Below are 19,304 nucleotides of genomic sequence, written 5' to 3'. Positions count from 1 at the left end.
AAGCGCATGGAGGAAAACCACCAGTCTCAAGTCGCGTATGCGACATGGCGTGCGGCCTGCAGTGTGCCGGCCTGCTCGGCCGCACTATCATTGGTCCACTATCAAATCAATAGCATGTTGCGCTGAGCAGGCCAGCGCCACTGCATGTTTCGAGCGTGGTCAATGCGGTTTGGGCTCGCCCTGTTCCTGCATCCACGACTCGAAGGACTCCCGCGCCGAGTTGCGCAGGGCGGGGCGAAACGCTGCCTTGTTGCTCAGGTACAGGCAGTGCCGGATCACGGTGTAGGGGTTGAAGCTGGCTTTAGGGTTTTGCTCCTCAAAGTGCTGCTTGTAGCGCTTGACCACGCCCACCGTCTCCCGCATCAGCGCGTTGAAGCGTGCGCGGGTCATGCCGGGCGACCATGCCTGGATGTCGTCCACGAAGCCGTCCACCTTGGAGGGCTCGAATTCGAAGTCCTTGAAGAAGTGCGTGGCGATCTTCAGGAAGGTGAACGCGTTGAGCTCGCTGCTGGGCGCTGCCGCCTTGGCCGGTGCCTGGGCGCCATCGACATTGCCTTCCGCCGCAGCGTCATCGCCGGGCAGGGGCTCGGCAGTCTCGTCCGGCGCCTGCAACAGCTCGGCGGCGGTGGCGTCGCGGATCTGGCGGAACTCGCGGTCGGCCAGCTCGAACAGCGCCGACAGCACGTTGATGCGCCGCTTGAGCTGGCCCGGGATCGACTTCTTGTACTTGATGCGGTGGTCCAGCACGCTCCAGGAGTCCTGGATGATGGTGCGCACCTGCAGCTCGAAGGGCAGGTGCGCATAGGCCGCATGCTCCGGCAACGAGCGCTCCGCGGCGGACAGGCGCAAGTCCAGGTGCAGGCCCTTGTAGCCGAACGATGCCTCGGTGCTCTCCACCGCGCTGACCTTGTCGGTCACGTCGATCACCGCAAAGTGCGCGCGCATGATCTGGGCGATTTTTTCCAGCTCGTCTTCGTACAGGCACACCACGCGCACGCCGATCAGGTCGGTGATGTAGCTCTGGATGTCGTACGGCGTGTTGCTTTCTTCCAGCGCCGGGCGGTACTTGCGGATGAACTTGCGGATGCACTCGTCGGCATCCTTCACCCGGCCCTCGACCTTGGTGATGTCCACCCCGCCAGCCTGCGTCACGGTGGCCGCGACCAGGCCGGTCAGTGCCGCACAGGCATCCTGCAGCGCGGCGGACTGTTGCGCGTAGAACGCGCGGAAGGCGGATTCCTCCAGGTCGAAATCAAGCGATGGCATGCCGTGTCTCGGATGTTGTTGTTGAATGGGTGAAGAGTGCAATCGCACGCGTGGGTTCCGCGCCCACAGAGCATAGCTGTCAGCGTAGTGGTGGATCGCTTCCCCCGAGTGTGTTCGCAAATGCAAAGGCGCCGTGCCGGACGATTGCCCATCATGGTGCGGACGGCCACCACTGCCAAGGCCCGCCACAGCACTCAGTCCGCCAGAACAGCCCAGCGCTCATGGTCCCGCCAGTGTCCGTCGATTTTGAGGTAGCGCGGCGAGAACCCCTCCTGCACGAACCCGCAGGACCGTACCAGTGCGATGGAGCGCAGGTTGCCGGGCTGGATGTTGGCCTCCAGGCGGTGCAGCTTCAAGACCCCAACCGCGTGCAGCAGCACTTGCAGCAGGCCTGCGCGCATGCGCCCTTGCCGCTCATGGCCGGCGAACGCGTAGTACCCGAGATAACCACTGCAAAACGCTCCCATCACGATCTGGGTGATGTTGATCACGCCGGCCATCGCTTCGGCGCCGTCAGCGGAGCGCAGGCACACCAGAAAGCTGTGGTTGTTGCGCGAGTCCATTGTTGCCAGGAAGTCCGAGAACGCCTTTGCATCGCACGGTGCGGTGGTCCAGGGCGCGTGCAGCGCACGGCTTTGGCAGGCCAGCGCGATGAAGCTGGGCGCATCGGCCATCACCGGCGGGCGCACAAAGACTGCGGGCCGCGCGCCTGGCGTCACGGAAGGCTCGGGTTCCAGCACCTTGCATCCCGCCAGAACGCCGGGTCAGGCCACGGCCTGCGCCAATGGTTCTGCAGCAGCGTCCGGCGCCGTGTTGGCATAGGACGCCATGGCCAGCGCATGCACCTCGCGCGCCGGGCGGTCCTTGAGCAAATGGTTGCTCCACACCTGGCGCCAGATGCGCGCGCCGGGCAGGCTGTGGCGCAGGCCCAGCATGTGGCGGGCGATGTGGGGCCAGGGCGTGCCGTGTTGCGCGGCCTCGCGCTCCATGTACTCGACCATGGCCAGCTCCACCTCTTCGCGGGTCAGGGGGCAGGGCATACCACCCTGACTGCCGTAGTAGAGCTGGTCCCAGCGCGCCATCCACCAGGGGTTGTGGTACGCCTCGCGGCCGATCATCACGCCGTCCAGGTGCTCCAGCTGCTGCAGCACCACATCGTCGGTCTGGATGCCGCCGTTGATGGCGATGGTGAACTGCGGAAACTCGGCCTTGAGCTGGTGCACCACCTCGTAGCGCAGGGGCGGAATGTCGCGGTTTTCCTTCGGGCTCAGGCCCTGCAGCCACGCGTTGCGCGCGTGCACGATGAACACGGTGCAGCCCGCCTCGGCCACGGTGCCGATGAAGTCGCGCACGAAGCCGTAGTCTTCGGCCTTGTCGATGCCGATGCGGTGCTTGACCGTCACCGGCACATCCACAACGTCCTTCATGGCCTTCACGCAGTCGGCCACCAGCTGTGGCGCCTTCATCAGGCTGGCACCAAAGGCGCCGCGCTGCACCCGGTCGCTGGGGCAGCCGCAGTTCAGGTTGATCTCGTCGTAGCCCCATTCCTCGCCCAGCCGCGCGGCGTGGGCCAGCTTGTCGGGCTCGTTGCCGCCCAACTGCAGGGCCACCGGGTGCTCTTCGCAGTTGAAGCGCAGGTGGCGCTCGGTACCGCCGTGGATGATGGCGCCAGCGTTCACCATCTCGGTGTACAGCAGGGTCTGGCGCGTCAGCAGGCGGTGGAAGTACCGGCAGTGGCGGTCAGTCCAATCCATCATGGGCGCGACGGACATGCGCCAGGGGCTCAAAGCAGGGGATTCCACGGCAGTCACAAAAGGCAGGGGAGATAGAAGCAAGACAAAAGAGAGGGCTGTAGCGGCGCACACCCGCAGGGCGCGCGCAAGGCTGCAGGGGTAAGGACGGCCCGATTATCCCACCCGCTTGCCGGCCGCGCCAGCCTGTGGATATGAGAAAAATTCGGTGCTACCGCTTGCTAGGCAAGCGCCAATAGCTATCAAAACAGTAGTGCTTGGCGTATGCACCGCCAGAATGACTCCAGCCCTTGTCCAGCCGCAAGGCAGGGCCAAGGCGGCATCGGCGATACTCGCGGCGCTTTTCTTCTGATGTACGACCTGTGATGTCTGCAGAACCGGTCGTGCCGCCGCGTCCTGCGGCCCTGCTTGCCGCTGTATTCCCCATGCACCACACGATTTTTGACACGCCGGTTGTCAACACCCTGCTGCGCGCGCTGTCGCGGGCCACCTTGCGCCTGACGGGTTGGCGGGTGGAGGGCGCCTTGCCGGCCCACGCCGCCAAAAGCGTGCTGATCGCCGCGCCGCACACCAGCAACTGGGACCTGCCGTTCACGCTGATGCTCGCGTTTTCGCTGCGGCTGCGGGTGTACTGGATGGGCAAGCAGAGCCTGTTCAGGGCGCCGTTTGGCGGCGTGATGCGCTGGCTGGGCGGCATTCCGGTGAATCGGAATCAGGCGAACAACTTGGTGGCCAGTTCGGCCCAGGCCATGCGGGATGCGGACGGGCCCATGCAGCTCATCGTGCCGCCCGAGGGCACGCGCGGCAAGACGCGGCACTGGAAGACGGGCTTTTATTTCATTGCCCAGCAGGCCGGCGTGCCCATCGTGCTGGCCTTTGTGGACTACGGCCGCAAGGTGGGCGGACTGGGGCCGGTGTTCGAACCCACAGGCGATGTGGAGCGCGACATGGCGAGCATCAAGGCGTTTTACGCGCCCATCCAGGGCAAGAACCCCACGCAGTTCGATGCGTGAGTAAATTGAAGGTAAAAACCGCCCCTGCCGCTTGATAGGAAAGCGCCAGACGCTACTGTATTTGTAGCAATTCAGATACCAGGCTGGAGGCGCGTCTGCGAGGGGTATCACCCCACGCTGCGCCGGTCGATCTTGCGGCTGAGCACGATGCTGGTCTGCGTCTGGTGCACCCCGTCGAGCTGGCCCAGGCGGTCGAGCAGGCTGTCGAGTTGCTCGTGGCTGGTGCAGCGCAGAAACACCAGGTAGTCGAACGGCCCGCTCACGGCCGAGACCTCTTCCACCTCGGGCATGGCCTGCAGCGCGCGCAGCACGGCCGGTGCGGTTCTGGGCAAGACGCTCAGGGAGCACCATGCCCGCACGGCCAGGGCCTCCAGCTGTGGCCCCAGGCGCACCCCATAGCCCGCCACCACGCCAGAGCGCTCCAGGCGGGCAATGCGCGCCACCACCGTGGTGCGCGCCAGGCCCAGCTTGCGCGCCAGGGTCGCCGTGCCCTCGCGGGCGTTGGTTTGCAGCAGGCTCAACAGCTGGCGGTCCGTGTCGTCCAAGGGGGTCATGCAGCACCTTTATCGATCAAAAAATCATGATGGCGATGTTAATCGCCGATATGACCAATTGCGAAGAGCTTTTCGACGTTTTGCCTGCTACACATTGTCAGTTGTCCCGCTTAGCATCACTGCATCTGCATTCGATGGCCCGGCATGCCGCCGGCAGCAATCCCACCAGGAGCACACCATGAAATCCACGTCTCTCCCAACACTCCGCCATCCGTCAGCAGGGCGTCTTGCCGTCACCATATTGGGCGCCGGTCACATCGGTTTTGCCATGGCATTGCTGTTGCAGCAGTCTGGGGACTACGACATCGAAGTGGCAGACCGCGACCCCGTGCGCCTGGCAGAGGTAGCCGCCCTCGGTATCGCTACGCGGCTGACTGCCGATGACGCCAGTCTGGAGGCCGCCATTGCAGGCCGCTTCGCGGTGCTGAACGCGCTGCCTTTTCACCGCGCCGTGACGGTGGCCACCCTGTGTGTGGCGGCCGGGGTCCACTACTTCGACCTGACCGAAGACGTGCAGAGCACCCAGGCCATCCGCGCGCTGGCGGCTGGTGGCGCAGGCAGCGTACTCATGCCCCAGTGCGGCCTGGCGCCGGGGTTCATCGGCATCGTGGGCAACGACCTGGCCCGCCGCTTCGACACCCTGCACACCTTGCGCATGCGCGTGGGGGCACTGCCGCGCTATCCGCAGGGCGCCCTGCGCTACAACCTGACCTGGAGCACCGAAGGCCTGATCAACGAGTACTGCAACCCCTGCGAAGCCATTGTGGACGGCGTGCGCACTAGCGTGCCGGCGCTGGAAGGGCTGGAGACTTTTGCGCTGGATGGCGTCGAATACGAGGCCTTCAACACCTCGGGGGGCCTGGGTACGCTGACCGAAACGCTGGCGGGCCAGGCGCGCCAAGTGGACTACCAGTCCATCCGCTATCCCGGCCACTGCGCCATCTTGAAGCTGCTGCTCAACGACCTGCGCCTGCGCGAGCGGCGAGACCTCTTAAAAGACATCCTGGAAACGGCGGTGCCCACCACCGACCAGGATGTGATCGTCATCTTTGCCACGGCGGCAGGCACGCGCGGCGGGCGGCTGGTCCAGGACTCGTATTCGGCCCGCATCGTGGGCACGGAGGTGGCGGGGCACAGGTTGAGCGCGATCCAGCTCACCACGGCCGCGGGCATTTGCACGGCGCTGGATCTGGTGGCGCAGGGGCGGCTGCCGCAGCGCGGGTTTGTGGGGCAAGAGGCAGTGCAGCTGGGGGATTTCTTGGCGAATCGGTTCGGGATGGCGTATGCGGAGAAAGGGGTCATGGCACTTCAGAGTTGCCCCTGAGCAGAATGGCCGTATAAAATTAAAAAACACTATTTATACGGCCAATGGATTTTCTGCCACTTCCAGACAGTGCTGCGCGGCAGTTCATAGACTCGATCACCATCTTCGAGGAGTACCAGCGCACACGCAAACAGGCGGCCCAGTACGCGGGTGGCATTTACTGGAAGGTGCAGGGCGCCTACGAGTACCTGGTGAAGACCCAGCGCGACAACAGCCAGGAGCGCGTCGGACCGCGCAACGAACAAACCGAGGCCATCTACAAGGAGTTCACCGGCCGGAAGACCGCGCTGGAAGATCGTCTCAAGACCCTGCGCGCAGCCCTCACGGATGCGCAGCGGCTGAACAAAGCGCTGAAAGTGGGCCGCACGCCTTCCACGGTGATCGACATTCTGCAGGCGCTCGAAACGTCGGGCCTTGCGGAGCACTTCACCGTAGTCGGCACCCATTCGCTGTACGCGTACGAAAGCGCGGCGGGCGTGCGCATCGTGCAGGGCGCACTGGCTACGCAAGACGTGGACCTGCTGTGGGACGCGCGCAGAAAGGTGCGGTTCATCACCGAGATGAAGCGCTCCGACGTGTCGATGCTGCAGGTACTGCAGCGCGCGGATTCCACCTTCCAGCGCAAGGAAGGGCAGAACGAAACCGCCATCAACGCAAAAGGCTTCGAAGTGGATTTCTTGCGCAGAATGGCCGAGGGGGACGACCCACACCCGTTTCGCTTTTCCGCCGACGAAGACGATTTGTGGCCTGTGCAGGCGGTCCGCGCGTCGGTGTTGACCAATGCACCGCGCTTTGAGCACGTGGTGGCATCGGCCACTGGGCACATGGCGATGATGCGCACCATTGCGCCTGCCACCTTTGTGGAATTCAAGCGCTGGATGGCAGAAAAGGCCCCGGCGCGCGAGCCACTCAAGCGCAACCGGGATCGGCGCCAGGCCGATATCGTTCAATCCCTGCTCGACCAGGGAATGCTACTGTCCTGAGGCAAAGGTGCAAGCCTCAGCGCCCACCCGGCTTCTGGTACATCCCGTCAACCGCCTGCGCAAAATGCGCCATCAGGTTGTTGCGCTTGAGCTTGAGCGTGGGTGTCATGAAGGTGTTTTCGATCGTCCACGGCTCCAGCGTGCAGTGCACGGCGCGTGGCACGGCGTAGCGGGCAAAGCTGGCGGTGTTCTTCTCGATGCGGGCCAGCACCGCGCGGTGCACGCTGGGGTGGTTCAGGCTGTCGGCATCTTGCGCGGACAGGCCCAGGTCCGCGGCCAGCCGCTGCCATTCGCCCGCATTGAGCACCGCTACGCAGGCGATAAACGGGCGGTTTTCGCCCACGACAAAGGCCTGCTCCAGCAGCGGATCGGCCAGCAGGGCCAGTTCCAGGTCGCCGGGCGGCACCTTTTCCCCGGTGGAGGTGACGATGATCTCCTTGATGCGGCCCTTGATGTAGATGCGCCCGCCCACGATGTCGGCCTGGTCGCCGGTGCCCAGCCAGCCGTCGGCGCTCAGGATGCGGGCGGTGTCTTCGGGCCGCTTCCAGTAGCCCTTCATCACGATGGGGCCGCGCACCTGCAACTCGCGGTTGTCGCCGATGCGCACTTCCACGCCCGGCAGGGCCTTGCCCACGCAGGCCGGGTCGTTGTCGTCCAGCGAGTTCACCGACACCACGGGCGCGGTCTCGGTCATGCCGTAGCCCTGGATGAGCGGCAGGCCCAGGCCCAGAAAGCACTTGGCGATGGTGGGCGACAGGGGAGCGCCGCCGCTCACGGCCACGCGCACACGCCCACCGAACTGCGCGAGCAGCGGCTTGGCCACCAGCATCTGAAGCAGCGGCCAGGGCAGGGCTGCCATCCACCCGGCGGCGCGGCCCTCGTCTGCCGCCGGCGCAGCCAGGGCCTGCGTGGCGCAAAACTGCGTCCAGCCCTTGTGCTGGGCGGCCTCGTACAGCTGCATCTTCCAGGGCGAGGGCGACAATTTTTCGAGCAGCTTGGCGTGGATGCGCTCATAGATGCGCGGCACCGACACCAGCACGGTGGGGCGCACCGTCTTCAAATCTTCAGCCAACAGCGCCACCGACCGCGAATAGGCCACGCAGCTACCCGCAGCGATGGGCAGGTAGTAGCCGCCCGTGCGCTCGAAGGTGTGCGACAGCGGCAGGAACGACAAAAACACATCGTCCACCGTGGGCGCAATGCGGTCGAGCACGGCTTTCACGTCGCTCACCACATTGCGGTGGGTCAGCATCACGCCCTTGGGCTTGCCGGTGGTGCCGGAGGTGTAGACGATGGCGGCCAGGTCGTCCTCTGCGGGCGGCACATACGTGGCCGGTGTCGAAGCCGACGTGGCGGCGTGCTGCGCACCCGCCAGCCACTGTGCCAGCGACCCCACGATGGGCCCGCCTTCGGTGGGTGGCAGGGCGGCGATGGCCGCGGCATCGTCGTCGGCGATGACCACGGCGCGCAGCGCCGGAAACGGCGTGCCGACCGCCTGGACCTTGGCCCACTGTTCCGCCTGGCCCACGATCAGCATCGACGCTTCGCAGTCCGACAGGATGTAGGCGATGCTGCCGGGGTTGTCGATGGCGTGCAGGGGCACGGGCACGCAACCCGTGGCCAGCGTGGCCTGGTCTGCGCACATGGCGTTCAGGCCGTTGGGCAGCAGGATGGCCACGCGCGCAGCCGGGGGCAACTGCATGGCCGCCAGAGCCTGGGCCCACTGGTCGACGCGCCGGGCGGTGTCCGACCAGGACAGGCTGGTCCAGGCCTGGGTGGCACTGTCGAAGGCGCGGTAGGCCTCTTTGTCGGGGGTGCGCGCGGCGCGGTAGGCGAGAAGCTGCGGCAGCGTCTGGACGCTGGCGATATCGGAAGGAGTGGAAGCCATGGAACCTGCGGTGAAGGCCGTGCGCGCCGAAGGCGCACCGCCTCGGTGAAAACCCGCGGGATCATACCCATCACGCCCGGGCAAAACGCCTTGGCCGACCGCTCTTGTGTTGCAAATGGTGCGTTCCGATTCCCGGAATGATCGGCCGGGCCGGCCACAGCATGGCGTGCCGCCGCGCAGGGCCGGAACGGCCGAACCCGGGGTGCCGTACCCACGGCCCGCCTGCTGGCACCTGTGCATCTGGTCACAGTCAGGGTGGCCCCGCTGCGTGGCGGCATGGCACTCGGGCCGGAAGGGCAAGCGCAAATCCCCGGCGTGCCCCGGGCCCGGCTCAGCCACAATGCCCCACCTTGGACGCTCCGGCCACGGGCCGCCAGGCCGTTGGCCGCACGCCCATCGACCCTGACCCACCGCACCCTGCCCACATCCCCCGTCATTGCCATGGATCCCGTCACCATCTTCATTGTCGTCATGCTGATGATGCTGGCCAACGGGTGGGTGCTGGGCCTGATGCGCAAGGACTTTCCGGCGGCGCTGCGCCCGTGTACCGAGACCTGGCGCACCGCCACGCTGCTGCTGGCGGGCAGCGCAGTGCTGTACGCGTTCCAGTACCAGATGCCGCTGGGTGTGGCGTCGCCACTGGCTAACGGCCTGGTCATGCTGGGCTGCACGGGCTACCTGCGCGCATTGCGCCAGTTCTACGGCTTGCCCGACCCCCGCTGGCTGTTCGCCCCGGCCCTGGTCGGGTTCATCGGCATCCTGTGGTTTGCGGTGGTTGCGCCCGACACCCGGATGCGCGTGTTCATTCTGTCGGCCTGCTGCACCTTGCTGCTGCTCGCAAGCTTCATGCTGCTGGTCTCGCAGAAGGCACCCGAGGGCGTGCACAGCCGCCGCGTGGTGGCTGGGCTGTTTGCCATGGTGGCGGGGTTCATGGTGTTCCGGGCGGCGTATTTCGTGGGGCGGGGCGTCAGCCCGTCGTTCGACATCACCGGCGACGGGGCCTGGATCAACATCGCCAGCCCCATGGTCACGGCGCTGCTGCCCGTGGTGGGCACCACGGCCTTCTTGCTGATGTGCTCCGAACGCATCGGCCGCCAATGGGAGCTGGCCGCATCCACCGACTACCTCACCGGCCTGCCCAACCGGCGCACGCTGGTCACCGTGGGGGAGCGGCGGTTCGCCGAGCGGCAGCAGCCGCAGGGGCGCAGCCTGGCCCTGGCCGTGATCGATATCGACCACTTCAAGGCCATCAACGACCGGCACGGCCACGAGCTGGGCGACGTGGCGCTGCGCCATGTGGCCGAGCACCTGCGCGCCGCGTGCCGCGGCAGCGACCTGGCGGCGCGCCATGGGGGCGAGGAGTTCGTGGTGCTGTGGGACGGGCTCGACGCTGCCGCCGCGCTGACCGCCGGCGAGCGCCTGCGCGCGCTGGTGGCCCGGGAGCCGCTGCACGCGGGCGGCGCGCTGATCCCGATGACCGTGTCGATGGGCGTGGCCGCTGCAGGCGAGGGCGACCGGAGCTTCAGCGACCTGCTGCGCCGCGCGGACGAGGCGCTTTACATCGCCAAGGCCGCGGGGCGCAATAGGGTGGAGATGGCGGGCTGATGCGCCGCGGCCCATAGCCGGGGTTGCATTGCCGGCGGGGCAGGAGGGTGGATCAGTTCAGGTCGCGGCTTCCAGTCCGTGCGCAAAGTGGGCCTGCATGGCCTTCATCGTCGCCTTGGCATCGCGGGCCACCATGGCGGCCAGGATGGCGCGGTGCTCGTTCAGTGAATCCTCGATGCGCCCCTGCTTGAACAGCGAGTTGTGGCGGTTGAGCTTCATCACCTTGCGCAGGTCGGCCACCATCTGGCTGCGCCAGCGGTTGTCGGCCAGCTCCAGCAGCAGCATGTGAAAGCGCTCGTTCACCGCAAAGAAGCGCTCCCGCTCGCTGGCCGCGGCCTCCAGCTCGGCGTGCAGGTCCTGCAGCGCCTGCAACTGGGCAGGGCTGGCCGTGGTGGCCACCACGCCGGCGGCATCGCTCTCCAGCAGGCTCAGCAGGTGGTACACGTCACGCAGGTCCTTCTCGCTCATCTCGGTCACATAGGCGCCACGGCGCACCTTCATCGTGACCAGGCCCTCGGCGGCCAGCACCTTCAGTGCCTCGCGCAGAGGGGTGCGGCTGATGCCGAACTCCTCGGCGATCTTGAGCTCGTCGATCCAGCTGCCGGGCTCCAGCTCGCGCCGGAAGATGCGCTGGCGCAGTTGCTCAGCAACTTCTTCATAGAGGGCGCGGGGCGTGAGGGTGACAGCGGACATGGGCGGATTGTAAGCGGGGAGGAATATTTTGAATCAATAATTATGAATGATGTAAACTCGCCGCCACATCGGGGGAGGCTCCCGGCGCAGCTTGCAGCGCATCGCCCGCCCCCAGCCCACTGCCATCTTCGGAGACCGCTTCGCCATGAGTGACACGCCCCACAACGCACCGTCCGCAACGCCGACGCCCGAGTTTGCACCCGCGTCGCTGCAGGCCTGGGCCAAGGCCGCAGCCAAGTCCGCCCCGGGTGGCAATGTCGAAGCGCTCAACTGGGTGACGCCCGACGGCATCACCGTCAAGCCGCTGTACACCGCCGAAGACACCGCGGGCCTGCCGTACGCCAACACGCTGCCGGGCTTCGAGCCCTACCTGCGCGGCCCGCAGGCCACCATGTATGCGGTGCGGCCGTGGACCATCCGCCAGTACGCGGGCTTTTCCACCGCCGAAGAATCGAACGCCTTCTACCGCAAGGCGCTGGCCGCGGGCGGGCAGGGCGTGAGCGTGGCGTTCGACCTGGCCACCCACCGCGGCTACGACAGCGACCATCCCCGTGTGACCGGCGACGTGGGCAAGGCCGGCGTGGCCATCGATTCGGTGGAGGACATGAAGATCCTGTTCGACCAGATTCCGCTGGACAAGGTGAGCGTCTCCATGACCATGAACGGCGCCGTGCTGCCCGTGCTGGCGGGCTACGTGGTGGCGGCGGAAGAGCAGGGCGTGTCGCAAGACCAGCTCTCGGGAACCATTCAGAACGACATTCTGAAAGAGTTCATGGTGCGCAACACCTACATCTACCCGCCCAAGCCCTCGATGCGCATCATCGGCGACATCATTGGCTACACGGCACGCAATATGCCCAAGTTCAACTCGATCTCGATCTCGGGTTACCACATGCAGGAGGCGGGCGCCAACCAGGCGCTGGAGCTGGCCTTCACCCTGGCCGACGGCAAGGAATACGTGAAGACGGCCATCGCCTCGGGCCTGGACGTGGACGAGTTCGCGGGGCGCCTGAGCTTCTTCTGGGCCATCGGCATGAACTTCTACCTGGAAGTCGCCAAGATGCGCGCCGCGCGCCTGCTGTGGTGCCGCATCATGAAGGAGACCGGTGCCAAGAACCCCAAGAGCCTGATGCTGCGCACGCACTGCCAGACCTCGGGCTGGTCGCTGACGGAGCAGGACCCGTACAACAACATCGTGCGTACCACCATAGAGGCCATGGCCGCCGTGTTTGGCGGCACGCAGAGCCTGCACACCAATGCGCTCGACGAGGCCATTGCGCTGCCCACCGAGTTCAGCTCGCGCATCGCGCGCAATACGCAGCTCATCATCCAGGAAGAGACGCACATCACCAACGTGGTGGACCCCTGGGCCGGCAGCTACATGATGGAAAAGCTCACCCAGGACATGATGGACGCCGCCTGGAAGATCATCGAAGAGGTCGAGGCCATGGGCGGCATGACCCAGGCCGTGGACAGCGGCTGGGCCAAGCTCAAGATCGAGGCGGCTGCGGCTGAAAAGCAGGCACGCATCGACAGCGGCAAGGACGTGATCGTCGGTGTCAACAAGTACAAGCTGGCCAAGGAAGACCGGGTCGACATCCTGCAGATCGACAACGTGAAGGTGCGCGACGGGCAGATCGAGCGCCTGAAAAACATCAGGGCCAGCCGCGACCCAGCGCTGGTCCAGCAAGCGCTGGATGCTCTCACTTCTGCAGCAGAAGACGGCAGCGGCAACCTGCTCGACCTGGCGATCAAGGCGGTGCGCCTGCGCGCCACGGTGGGCGAGGTGAGCGATGCGCTGGAGAAGGTCTTCGGCCGCCATCGTGCCGATACGCAAAAGGTGACCGGTGTGTACGCAGCCGCCTATGACTCGGCCGAAGGCTGGGACAAGCTCAAGGCTGAAATCAACGAATTTGCCGACACCGAGGGCCGCCGGCCCCGCGTCATGATCGCCAAGCTGGGCCAGGACGGCCACGACCGCGGCGCCAAGGTGGTGGCCACGGCCTTTGCCGACTTGGGCTTCGACGTGGACATGGGCCCGCTGTTCCAGACCCCCGAGGAGTGCGCGCGCCAGGCGATTGAAAACGACGTGCACGCCGTGGGCGTGAGCACGCTGGCCGCCGGCCACAAGACGCTGGTGCCCGCCATCATCCAGTCGCTCAAGGACCAGGGCGCCGACGACATCATCGTGTTCGTGGGCGGGGTGATCCCGGCGCAGGACTATGAGCATTTGTACGAAGCGGGCGTGAAGGGCATTTACGGCCCCGGCACGCCCATCCCGGCGAGCGCCAAGGATGTGCTGGAGCAGATTCGCAAGGCGGTGGCGGCGTGACGAGCCAGCTCTCGGTCACCCCATCCGTTCGGGCTGAGCCTGTCGAAGCAGGGGCCGGAACCCGTGACGGCCTTCGACAAGCTCAGGCTGAACGGTTTGGGAGTCATCAGGCTGAGCGCACCCTTGACCACGGTGGGTTCCTGTCCGTTCGGGCTGAGCTCGTCGAAGCCAGGGCGCAGACCTTTGATGGCCTTCGACAGGCTCAGGCTGAACGGCTTTGGGTGGCTGGGACTGAACGCCGTGGCGGGGTGCGAACGTCCGGTCTGGTCAATCACTGAAGCATGCGCCCCTTCTACGTCTACATCCTTCGTTGTGCCGACGGGTCTTATTACGTGGGCCACACCGATGACATGGATCCGCGCATGCAGCAGCATGCCAATGGAGACATCGGCTACACGCCGCTGCGAAAGCCTGTGGAGCTTGTCTGGCAGGGCGAGTTTGAAACCCGTGAGGGCGCCATTGCGTTTGAGCAGCAGGTCAAAGGCTGGTCTCGGGCCAAGAAGGAAGCGCTGATGGCGGGTGATTGGGAGCGTCTGCAGGTGCTGGCAAGTTCACGCGGCAAGGTTGCGGATGTCTCCCGGCTTCGACAAGCTCAGCCCGAACGGTTGAGTGGACGCATGCCCATCGCCGCGGGCGCCTGCACACCCCCGACCGTTCAGCCTGAGCCTGTCGAAGGCCGGCCCAAACCATTGCACTCACTGCTCGATGGAATCACCGGCCCCGCCGGCCCCATCCAGCGCCGCGCCATGTCCAAGGCCATCACGCTGCTCGAATCCACCCGCGCCGACCACCGCGCGCAGGCGGACGAGCTGCTCACCGCGCTGCTGCCCCACACCGGCCAGGCCTTTCGCCTGGGCATCAGCGGCGTACCCGGCGTCGGCAAGTCCACCTTCATCGAGGCCCTCGGCCTGTACCTCATCGGCCTGGGCCACCGCGTGGCCGTGCTCACCATCGACCCGTCCAGCACCGTCTCGGGCGGCTCCATCCTGGGCGACAAGACGCGCATGGAGCACCTGTCGGTGCACGACAAGGCCTACATCCGCCCCAGCCCGTCGAGCGGCACCCTGGGCGGCGTGGCAGAGAAGACCCGCGAGGCCATGCTGGTCTGCGAGGCCGGGGGCTACGACGTCGTCATCGTCGAGACCGTGGGCGTGGGCCAGAGCGAGATCGCGGTGGCGGGCATGACGGACATGTTCGTGCTCATGCAGTTGCCCAACGCCGGCGACGACCTGCAAGCGATCAAGAAGGGCGTGATGGAGATCGCCGACCTGGTCGTCATCAACAAGGCTGACATCGACAAGAACGCCGCCACGCGGGCCGAGGCGCAGATCACATCCAGCCTGCGCCTGCTCGGCATGCACGGCAACCCCGACCACGCGACGCACGGCGCACTGTGGCAACCCCGCGTGCTGCAGATCAGCGCTTTGCTGGGGCAGGGGGTGGATGCTTTCTGGACCACCGTGGCACTGTTTCGCGACATGCAGTCCACCAACGGCCGCCTGGCAGCGCGGCGCGAAAAACAATCGCTCGCCTGGATGTGGGAGCGCATCGACGCGGGCCTCAAGCTCGCGTTCCGCCAGCACGCCGCCGTGAAAGAGCTGCTGCCCCAGATGCAAGCCGATGTGATCGCAGGGCGCATCGCTGCGTCCACTGCGGCCAGAAATTTGCTGCTTGCGCAATCCCCGCAAGCGCCACCAGCTATCAAATAAGTAGCAAACAGCTCCCCTGACCATTTCACCGAAATTTCACCAAAGGACGACCATGCAAGACATCCTGGATCAACTGGAGAAAAAGCGCGCCCAGGCACGCCTGGGTGGCGGGCAAAAGCGCATCGACGCGCAGCACGCCAAGGGCAAGCTCACCGCGCGCGAACGCATCGAGCTGCTGATGGACGACGGCACCTTCGAAGAATGGGACATGTTCGTCGAGCACCGCTGCACCGACTTCGGCATGGAAGACTCGCGTGTTCCGGGCGACGGCGTGGTCACCGGCTACGGCATGATCAACGGGCGCCTGGCGTTCGTCTTCAGCCAGGACTTCACCGTGTTCGGCGGTGCCTTGTCTGAAACCCATGCCGAGAAGATCTGCAAGGTGATGGACCAGGCCATGAAGGTCGGCGCGCCGGTCATCGGGCTGAACGACTCCGGTGGCGCGCGCATCCAGGAAGGCGTGGCCAGCCTGGGCGGCTATGCCGACGTGTTCCAGAAGAACGTGCTGGCCAGCGGCGTGATCCCGCAGATCAGCATGATCATGGGCCCCTGCGCCGGCGGCGCCGTGTACTCCCCGGCCATGACCGACTTCATCTTCATGGTCAAGGACAGCTCGTACATGTTCGTCACCGGCCCCGAGGTGGTCAAGACCGTGACGCACGAAGAAGTCACGGCCGAGGAACTGGGCGGCGCCAGCACCCACACCACCAAGAGCGGCGTGGCCGACATGGCGTTCGAGAACGACGTGGAGGCGCTGATGATGCTGCGCCGCCTGTACAACTACCTGCCGCTGAACAACCGCGAAAAGCCGCCCGTGCGCCCGAGCAACGACCCGGCCGACCGCATGGACCGCAGCCTCGACACGCTGGTGCCCGAAAACGCCAACAAGCCCTACGACATGAAGGAGCTGATCACCAAGGTGGTGGACGACGGCGACTTCTTCGAGCTGCAGCCCGACTACGCCAAGAACATCGTCATCGGCCTGGCCCGCATGGAAGGCCAGACCGTGGGCATCGTGGCCAACCAGCCCCTGGTGCTGGCCGGCTGCCTGGACATCAAGTCCAGCATCAAGGCCGCGCGCTTCGTGCGCTTTTGCGATGCGTTCAACATTCCCGTGGTCACCTTTGTCGACGTGCCCGGCTTCATGCCCGGCACCAGCCAGGAATATGGCGGCATCATCAAGCACGGCGCCAAGCTGCTGTACGCGTACGCCGAGTGCACCGTGCCCAAGATCACCGTCATCACCCGCAAGGCCTACGGCGGCGCGTACGACGTGATGAGCTCCAAGCACCTGCGCGGCGACGTGAACCTGGCCTGGCCGCAGGCCGAAATCGCGGTGATGGGCGCCAAGGGCGCGGTGGAGATCATCTTCCGCGAAGACAAGAACGACCCCGTCAAGCTGGCCGCCCGCGAGTCGGAATACAAGGAACGCTTTGCCAACCCGTTCGTGGCGGGTGCGCGGGGCTTTATCGACGACGTGATCCTGCCGCACGAGACGCGCAAGCGCATCTGCCGTTCACTGGTCATGCTGCGCGACAAGAAGCTCGAGAACCCGTGGCGCAAGCACGGGAACATCCCGTTGTAAACGCTGGCCTCCACAAGTCAGGCCATGGCCCAGTCCCGCGCATTCTTCACTTCCCGGGTGGACTCCTGGCTACTGGCCATCGGTCCGCTGGCGGGCCTGTTTGCCATCACCTCGGTGGCGGTGACGGTGGTGCCGCTGGCGTTCAATGCCGGGGTGTTGCACGACAAGACAATGCTGAGCCTGATCGCCGTGGTGTTTGCTCTGACGCTGGTGTTGCCCCTGTGGTTGCTGCTGGACACCAGCTACACCTTGACCGCGGAGGAACTGCTGGTTCGCAGTGGCCCCTTGCGCTGGCGCATTGCGCTCGGCGACGTGCGCGAGGTGTTGCCGTCCCGCAGCTGGGTGTCTTCGCCGGCGCTGTCGCTGGACCGACTGCGCATCCGCTACGGCCAAGGCCGCAGCATTCTGATATCGCCGCGCGAAAAGCAACGCTTTATCGATGCTCTGCGCGAGCGCTGCCCATCTGTACTAGTTACTGGTTTTTGAATTTCTTTTGAGGAACTCGTCATGTTCACAAAAATCCTGATCGCGAATCGGGGCGAAATAGCGTGTAGGGTCATCGCTACGGCCAAGAAAATGGGCATCGCCACCGTCGCCGTCTACTCCGACGCCGACCGTGAGGCCCGCCACGTCAAGCTGGCCGACGAAGCCGTGCACATCGGTGCCGCACCCAGCCGCGAGTCGTACCTGCTGGCCGACAAGATCATCGCGGCCGCCAAAGAGACCGGCGCCCAGGCCATCCACCCCGGATACGGTTTCCTGTCGGAGAACGAGGCCTTTGCCAAACGCTGCGAGGACGAGGGCATTGCCTTCATCGGCCCCAAGGCGCATTCGATCGCGGCCATGGGCGACAAGATCGCGTCCAAGAAGCTGGCCAACGAGGCCCAGGTCAACACCATCCCTGGCTACAACGACGCCATTGCTGGCCCCGAGCAGGCGGTGGAGATCGCCAAGGGCATCGGCTACCCCGTGATGATCAAGGCGTCGGCCGGCGGCGGCGGCAAGGGCCTGCGCGTGGCTTTCAACGACAAGGAAGCGTTCGAAGGCTTCACCAGCTGCCAGAACGAGGCCCGCAACAGCTTTGGCGATGACCGCATCTTCATCGAGAAGTTCGTGCAGGAGCCGCGCCACATCGAGATCCAGGTGCTGGGCGACAGCCACGGCAACGTGATCTACCTGAACGAGCGCGAATGCTCCATCCAGCGCCGCCACCAGAAGGTGATCGAAGAGGCACCATCGCCTTTCATCTCTGATGCCACGCGCAAGGCCATGGGCGAGCAGGCGGTGCAGTTGGCCAAGGCGGTCAAGTACCAGTCGGCCGGCACGGTGGAGTTCGTGGTCGGCAAGGACCAGGACTTCTACTTCCTCGAGATGAACACGCGCCTGCAGGTGGAGCACCCGGTGACGGAATGCATCACCGGCCTGGACCTGGTGGAGCTGATGATCCGCGTGGCTGCGGGTGAAAAACTGCCGTTGACCCAGGCCGACGTGAAGCGCGACGGCTGGGCCATCGAGTGCCGCATCAACGCCGAAGACCCGTTCCGCAACTTCCTGCCTTCCACAGGCCGCCTGGTGCGCTTTCAGCCGCCCGAGGAGACCATGTTCCAGGGCGACACCGACAAGAAGCTCGGTGTGCGCGTGGACACGGGCGTGTACGAGGGCGGCGAGATCCCGATGTACTACGACTCGATGATCGCCAAGCTCATCGTGCACGGCACCGACCGCAACCACGCCATTGCCAAGATGCGCGCGGCGCTCAATGGCTTCGTGATCCGCGGCATCAGCAGCAACATCCCCTTCCAAGCCGCCCTGCTGGCCCACCCGAAATTCGTGACGGGCGAGTTCAACACCGGTTTCATCGCCGAGCACTACGGCAAGGGCTTCCATGCCGAAGATGTGCCGCACGAAGACCCGCTGTTCCTGGTGGCGCTGGCCGCCTTCATGAACCGCCGCTACCGCGCGCGGGCATCCGGCATCAGCGGGCAACTGGCGGGGCACGAGGTCAAGGTGGGCGAGCAGTTCGTGGTGGTGGTAATGGGCGCCGAGGGCCAGAACGAACACCACGCGGTGTCGGTGACCGATTTTCAGGACAAATCAGGCTCCAGCGTCGTGGCAGTGGGCGGCAGAAGCTATCAAATCAGTAGCGCCGCCACGCTGGGCCAGATCCGCGTGCAGGGCCAGTGCAACGGCGTGGGCTTCACCGCGCAGGTGGAGCGGGGCGCTGGCAAGAACCCGCTGGCGCTGCGCATTGTGCACAACGGCACGCAGATCGACGCCGTCGTGCTGTCGCCGCTGGGGGCACGCCTGCACCAGCTGATGCCTTTCAAGGCACCGCCGGATCTGTCCAAGTTTTTGCTGTCGCCCATGCCCGGCCTGCTGGTGGATGTGGCGGTGCAGCCAGGCCAGAATGTACAGGCCGGCGAAAAGCTGGCGGTCATTGAAGCCATGAAGATGGAGAACATCCTGTTTGCCGCACAGGACGGAGTGGTGGGCAAGGTGATGGCCGGCAAGGGTGAGTCGCTGGCGGTGGACCAAGTCATTCTGGAGTTCGCTTGATCCAGGCTGCATCGTCAACGCGGATCACTCTAGACCTGCTCCCGG

General features: G+C 65.5%; 15 protein-coding genes and 1 pseudogene. 10 read left to right on the top strand and 6 right to left on the bottom strand.

The annotated features are described in order from the left end of the window. Positions 1 to 159 precede the first annotated feature (159 nt). The 3 genes from ACSQ3D_RS22250 to dusA all read right to left on the bottom strand — a co-directional run bounded on the left by ACSQ3D_RS22250 (position 160) and on the right by dusA (position 3,077). Positions 160 to 1,266 (bottom strand): GTP pyrophosphokinase, encoded by a 1,107-nt coding sequence (locus ACSQ3D_RS22250; RefSeq protein WP_436128356.1) that lies wholly within the window; start codon positions 1,264 to 1,266, stop codon positions 160 to 162. Between the two features lie 194 nt (positions 1,267 to 1,460). Beyond that, entirely contained in the window at positions 1,461 to 1,985 is a 525-nt protein-coding gene (locus tag ACSQ3D_RS22245; RefSeq protein ID WP_436128355.1) for a GNAT family N-acetyltransferase, read from the bottom strand. A 45-nt stretch (positions 1,986 to 2,030) separates the two neighbouring features. Next, positions 2,031 to 3,077 (bottom strand): tRNA dihydrouridine(20/20a) synthase DusA, encoded by a 1,047-nt coding sequence (gene dusA / locus ACSQ3D_RS22240; RefSeq protein WP_436128354.1) that lies wholly within the window; start codon positions 3,075 to 3,077, stop codon positions 2,031 to 2,033. Positions 3,078 to 3,442: 365 nt separating this feature from the next. On the opposite strand from dusA, the gene ACSQ3D_RS22235 reads away from it, so the two are divergent. Then, positions 3,443 to 4,030, top strand: coding sequence for a lysophospholipid acyltransferase family protein (locus ACSQ3D_RS22235; protein WP_436128353.1), 588 nt, complete (start codon positions 3,443 to 3,445; stop codon positions 4,028 to 4,030). A gap of 107 nt (positions 4,031 to 4,137) precedes the next feature. Here ACSQ3D_RS22235 and ACSQ3D_RS22230 read toward each other — a convergent pair whose 3' ends face one another. Continuing rightward, positions 4,138 to 4,584 (bottom strand): Lrp/AsnC family transcriptional regulator, encoded by a 447-nt coding sequence (locus ACSQ3D_RS22230; RefSeq protein WP_396504631.1) that lies wholly within the window; start codon positions 4,582 to 4,584, stop codon positions 4,138 to 4,140. Positions 4,585 to 4,762: 178 nt separating this feature from the next. On the opposite strand from ACSQ3D_RS22230, the gene ACSQ3D_RS22225 reads away from it, so the two are divergent. Both ACSQ3D_RS22225 and ACSQ3D_RS22220 read left to right on the top strand, forming a co-directional pair. Beyond that, the gene (locus tag ACSQ3D_RS22225; protein ID WP_436128352.1) at positions 4,763 to 5,908 is read left to right on the top strand and encodes a saccharopine dehydrogenase NADP-binding domain-containing protein; all 1,146 of its coding nucleotides are present in this window, start codon (positions 4,763 to 4,765) and stop codon (positions 5,906 to 5,908) included. A 44-nt stretch (positions 5,909 to 5,952) separates the two neighbouring features. Then, the gene (locus tag ACSQ3D_RS22220) at positions 5,953 to 6,891 is read left to right on the top strand and encodes a GSU2403 family nucleotidyltransferase fold protein (protein ID WP_436128351.1); all 939 of its coding nucleotides are present in this window, start codon (positions 5,953 to 5,955) and stop codon (positions 6,889 to 6,891) included. A 16-nt stretch (positions 6,892 to 6,907) separates the two neighbouring features. On the opposite strand, the gene ACSQ3D_RS22215 is transcribed toward ACSQ3D_RS22220, so the two are convergent. Beyond that, positions 6,908 to 8,779 (bottom strand): AMP-dependent synthetase/ligase, encoded by a 1,872-nt coding sequence (locus ACSQ3D_RS22215; protein ID WP_436128350.1) that lies wholly within the window; start codon positions 8,777 to 8,779, stop codon positions 6,908 to 6,910. Positions 8,780 to 9,220: 441 nt separating this feature from the next. On the opposite strand from ACSQ3D_RS22215, the gene ACSQ3D_RS22210 reads away from it, so the two are divergent. After that, entirely contained in the window at positions 9,221 to 10,384 is a 1,164-nt protein-coding gene (locus ACSQ3D_RS22210) for a diguanylate cyclase (RefSeq protein ID WP_436128349.1), read from the top strand. A 57-nt stretch (positions 10,385 to 10,441) separates the two neighbouring features. On the opposite strand, the gene ACSQ3D_RS22205 is transcribed toward ACSQ3D_RS22210, so the two are convergent. Then, positions 10,442 to 11,077, bottom strand: a complete 636-nt coding sequence (locus ACSQ3D_RS22205) for a GntR family transcriptional regulator (RefSeq protein ID WP_436128348.1) — start codon at positions 11,075 to 11,077, stop codon at positions 10,442 to 10,444. 145 nt (positions 11,078 to 11,222) lie between these two features. Between ACSQ3D_RS22205 and scpA the strand changes: the two genes are divergently transcribed. From scpA to ACSQ3D_RS22175, 6 genes and pseudogenes are all read left to right on the top strand, one after another. Continuing rightward, positions 11,223 to 13,409 carry a methylmalonyl-CoA mutase gene (gene scpA, locus ACSQ3D_RS22200; protein WP_436128347.1) on the top strand — a complete coding sequence of 729 codons (2,187 nt, stop codon included), beginning with the start codon at positions 11,223 to 11,225 and terminating at the stop codon, positions 13,407 to 13,409. A 281-nt stretch (positions 13,410 to 13,690) separates the two neighbouring features. Further along, positions 13,691 to 13,900 (top strand): annotated as a pseudogene (locus tag ACSQ3D_RS22195) (GIY-YIG nuclease family protein); the annotation flags it as partial. 198 nt (positions 13,901 to 14,098) lie between these two features. Then, complete coding sequence (gene meaB / locus ACSQ3D_RS22190; RefSeq protein ID WP_436128406.1) at positions 14,099 to 15,118, top strand: methylmalonyl Co-A mutase-associated GTPase MeaB; 1,020 nt, start codon at positions 14,099 to 14,101, stop codon at positions 15,116 to 15,118. A gap of 52 nt (positions 15,119 to 15,170) precedes the next feature. Beyond that, on the top strand, positions 15,171 to 16,703 hold the full coding sequence (locus ACSQ3D_RS22185) for an acyl-CoA carboxylase subunit beta (RefSeq protein WP_056412213.1): 1,533 nt from the start codon (positions 15,171 to 15,173) through the stop codon (positions 16,701 to 16,703). A 24-nt stretch (positions 16,704 to 16,727) separates the two neighbouring features. Next, positions 16,728 to 17,189, top strand: coding sequence for a PH domain-containing protein (locus ACSQ3D_RS22180; protein WP_436128346.1), 462 nt, complete (start codon positions 16,728 to 16,730; stop codon positions 17,187 to 17,189). A 21-nt stretch (positions 17,190 to 17,210) separates the two neighbouring features. Beyond that, positions 17,211 to 19,259, top strand: a complete 2,049-nt coding sequence (locus ACSQ3D_RS22175) for an acetyl-CoA carboxylase biotin carboxylase subunit (RefSeq protein WP_436128345.1) — start codon at positions 17,211 to 17,213, stop codon at positions 19,257 to 19,259. Positions 19,260 to 19,304 lie beyond the last annotated feature (45 nt).

Source organism: Acidovorax sp. LjRoot117, from assembly GCF_964252695.1.
In the GTDB taxonomy this organism is placed as follows: Bacteria; Pseudomonadota; Gammaproteobacteria; order Burkholderiales; family Burkholderiaceae_C; genus Acidovorax.
The sequence above is the reverse complement of the archived record's forward strand: the minus strand, read 5'-3'. Positions and strand labels throughout refer to the sequence as shown.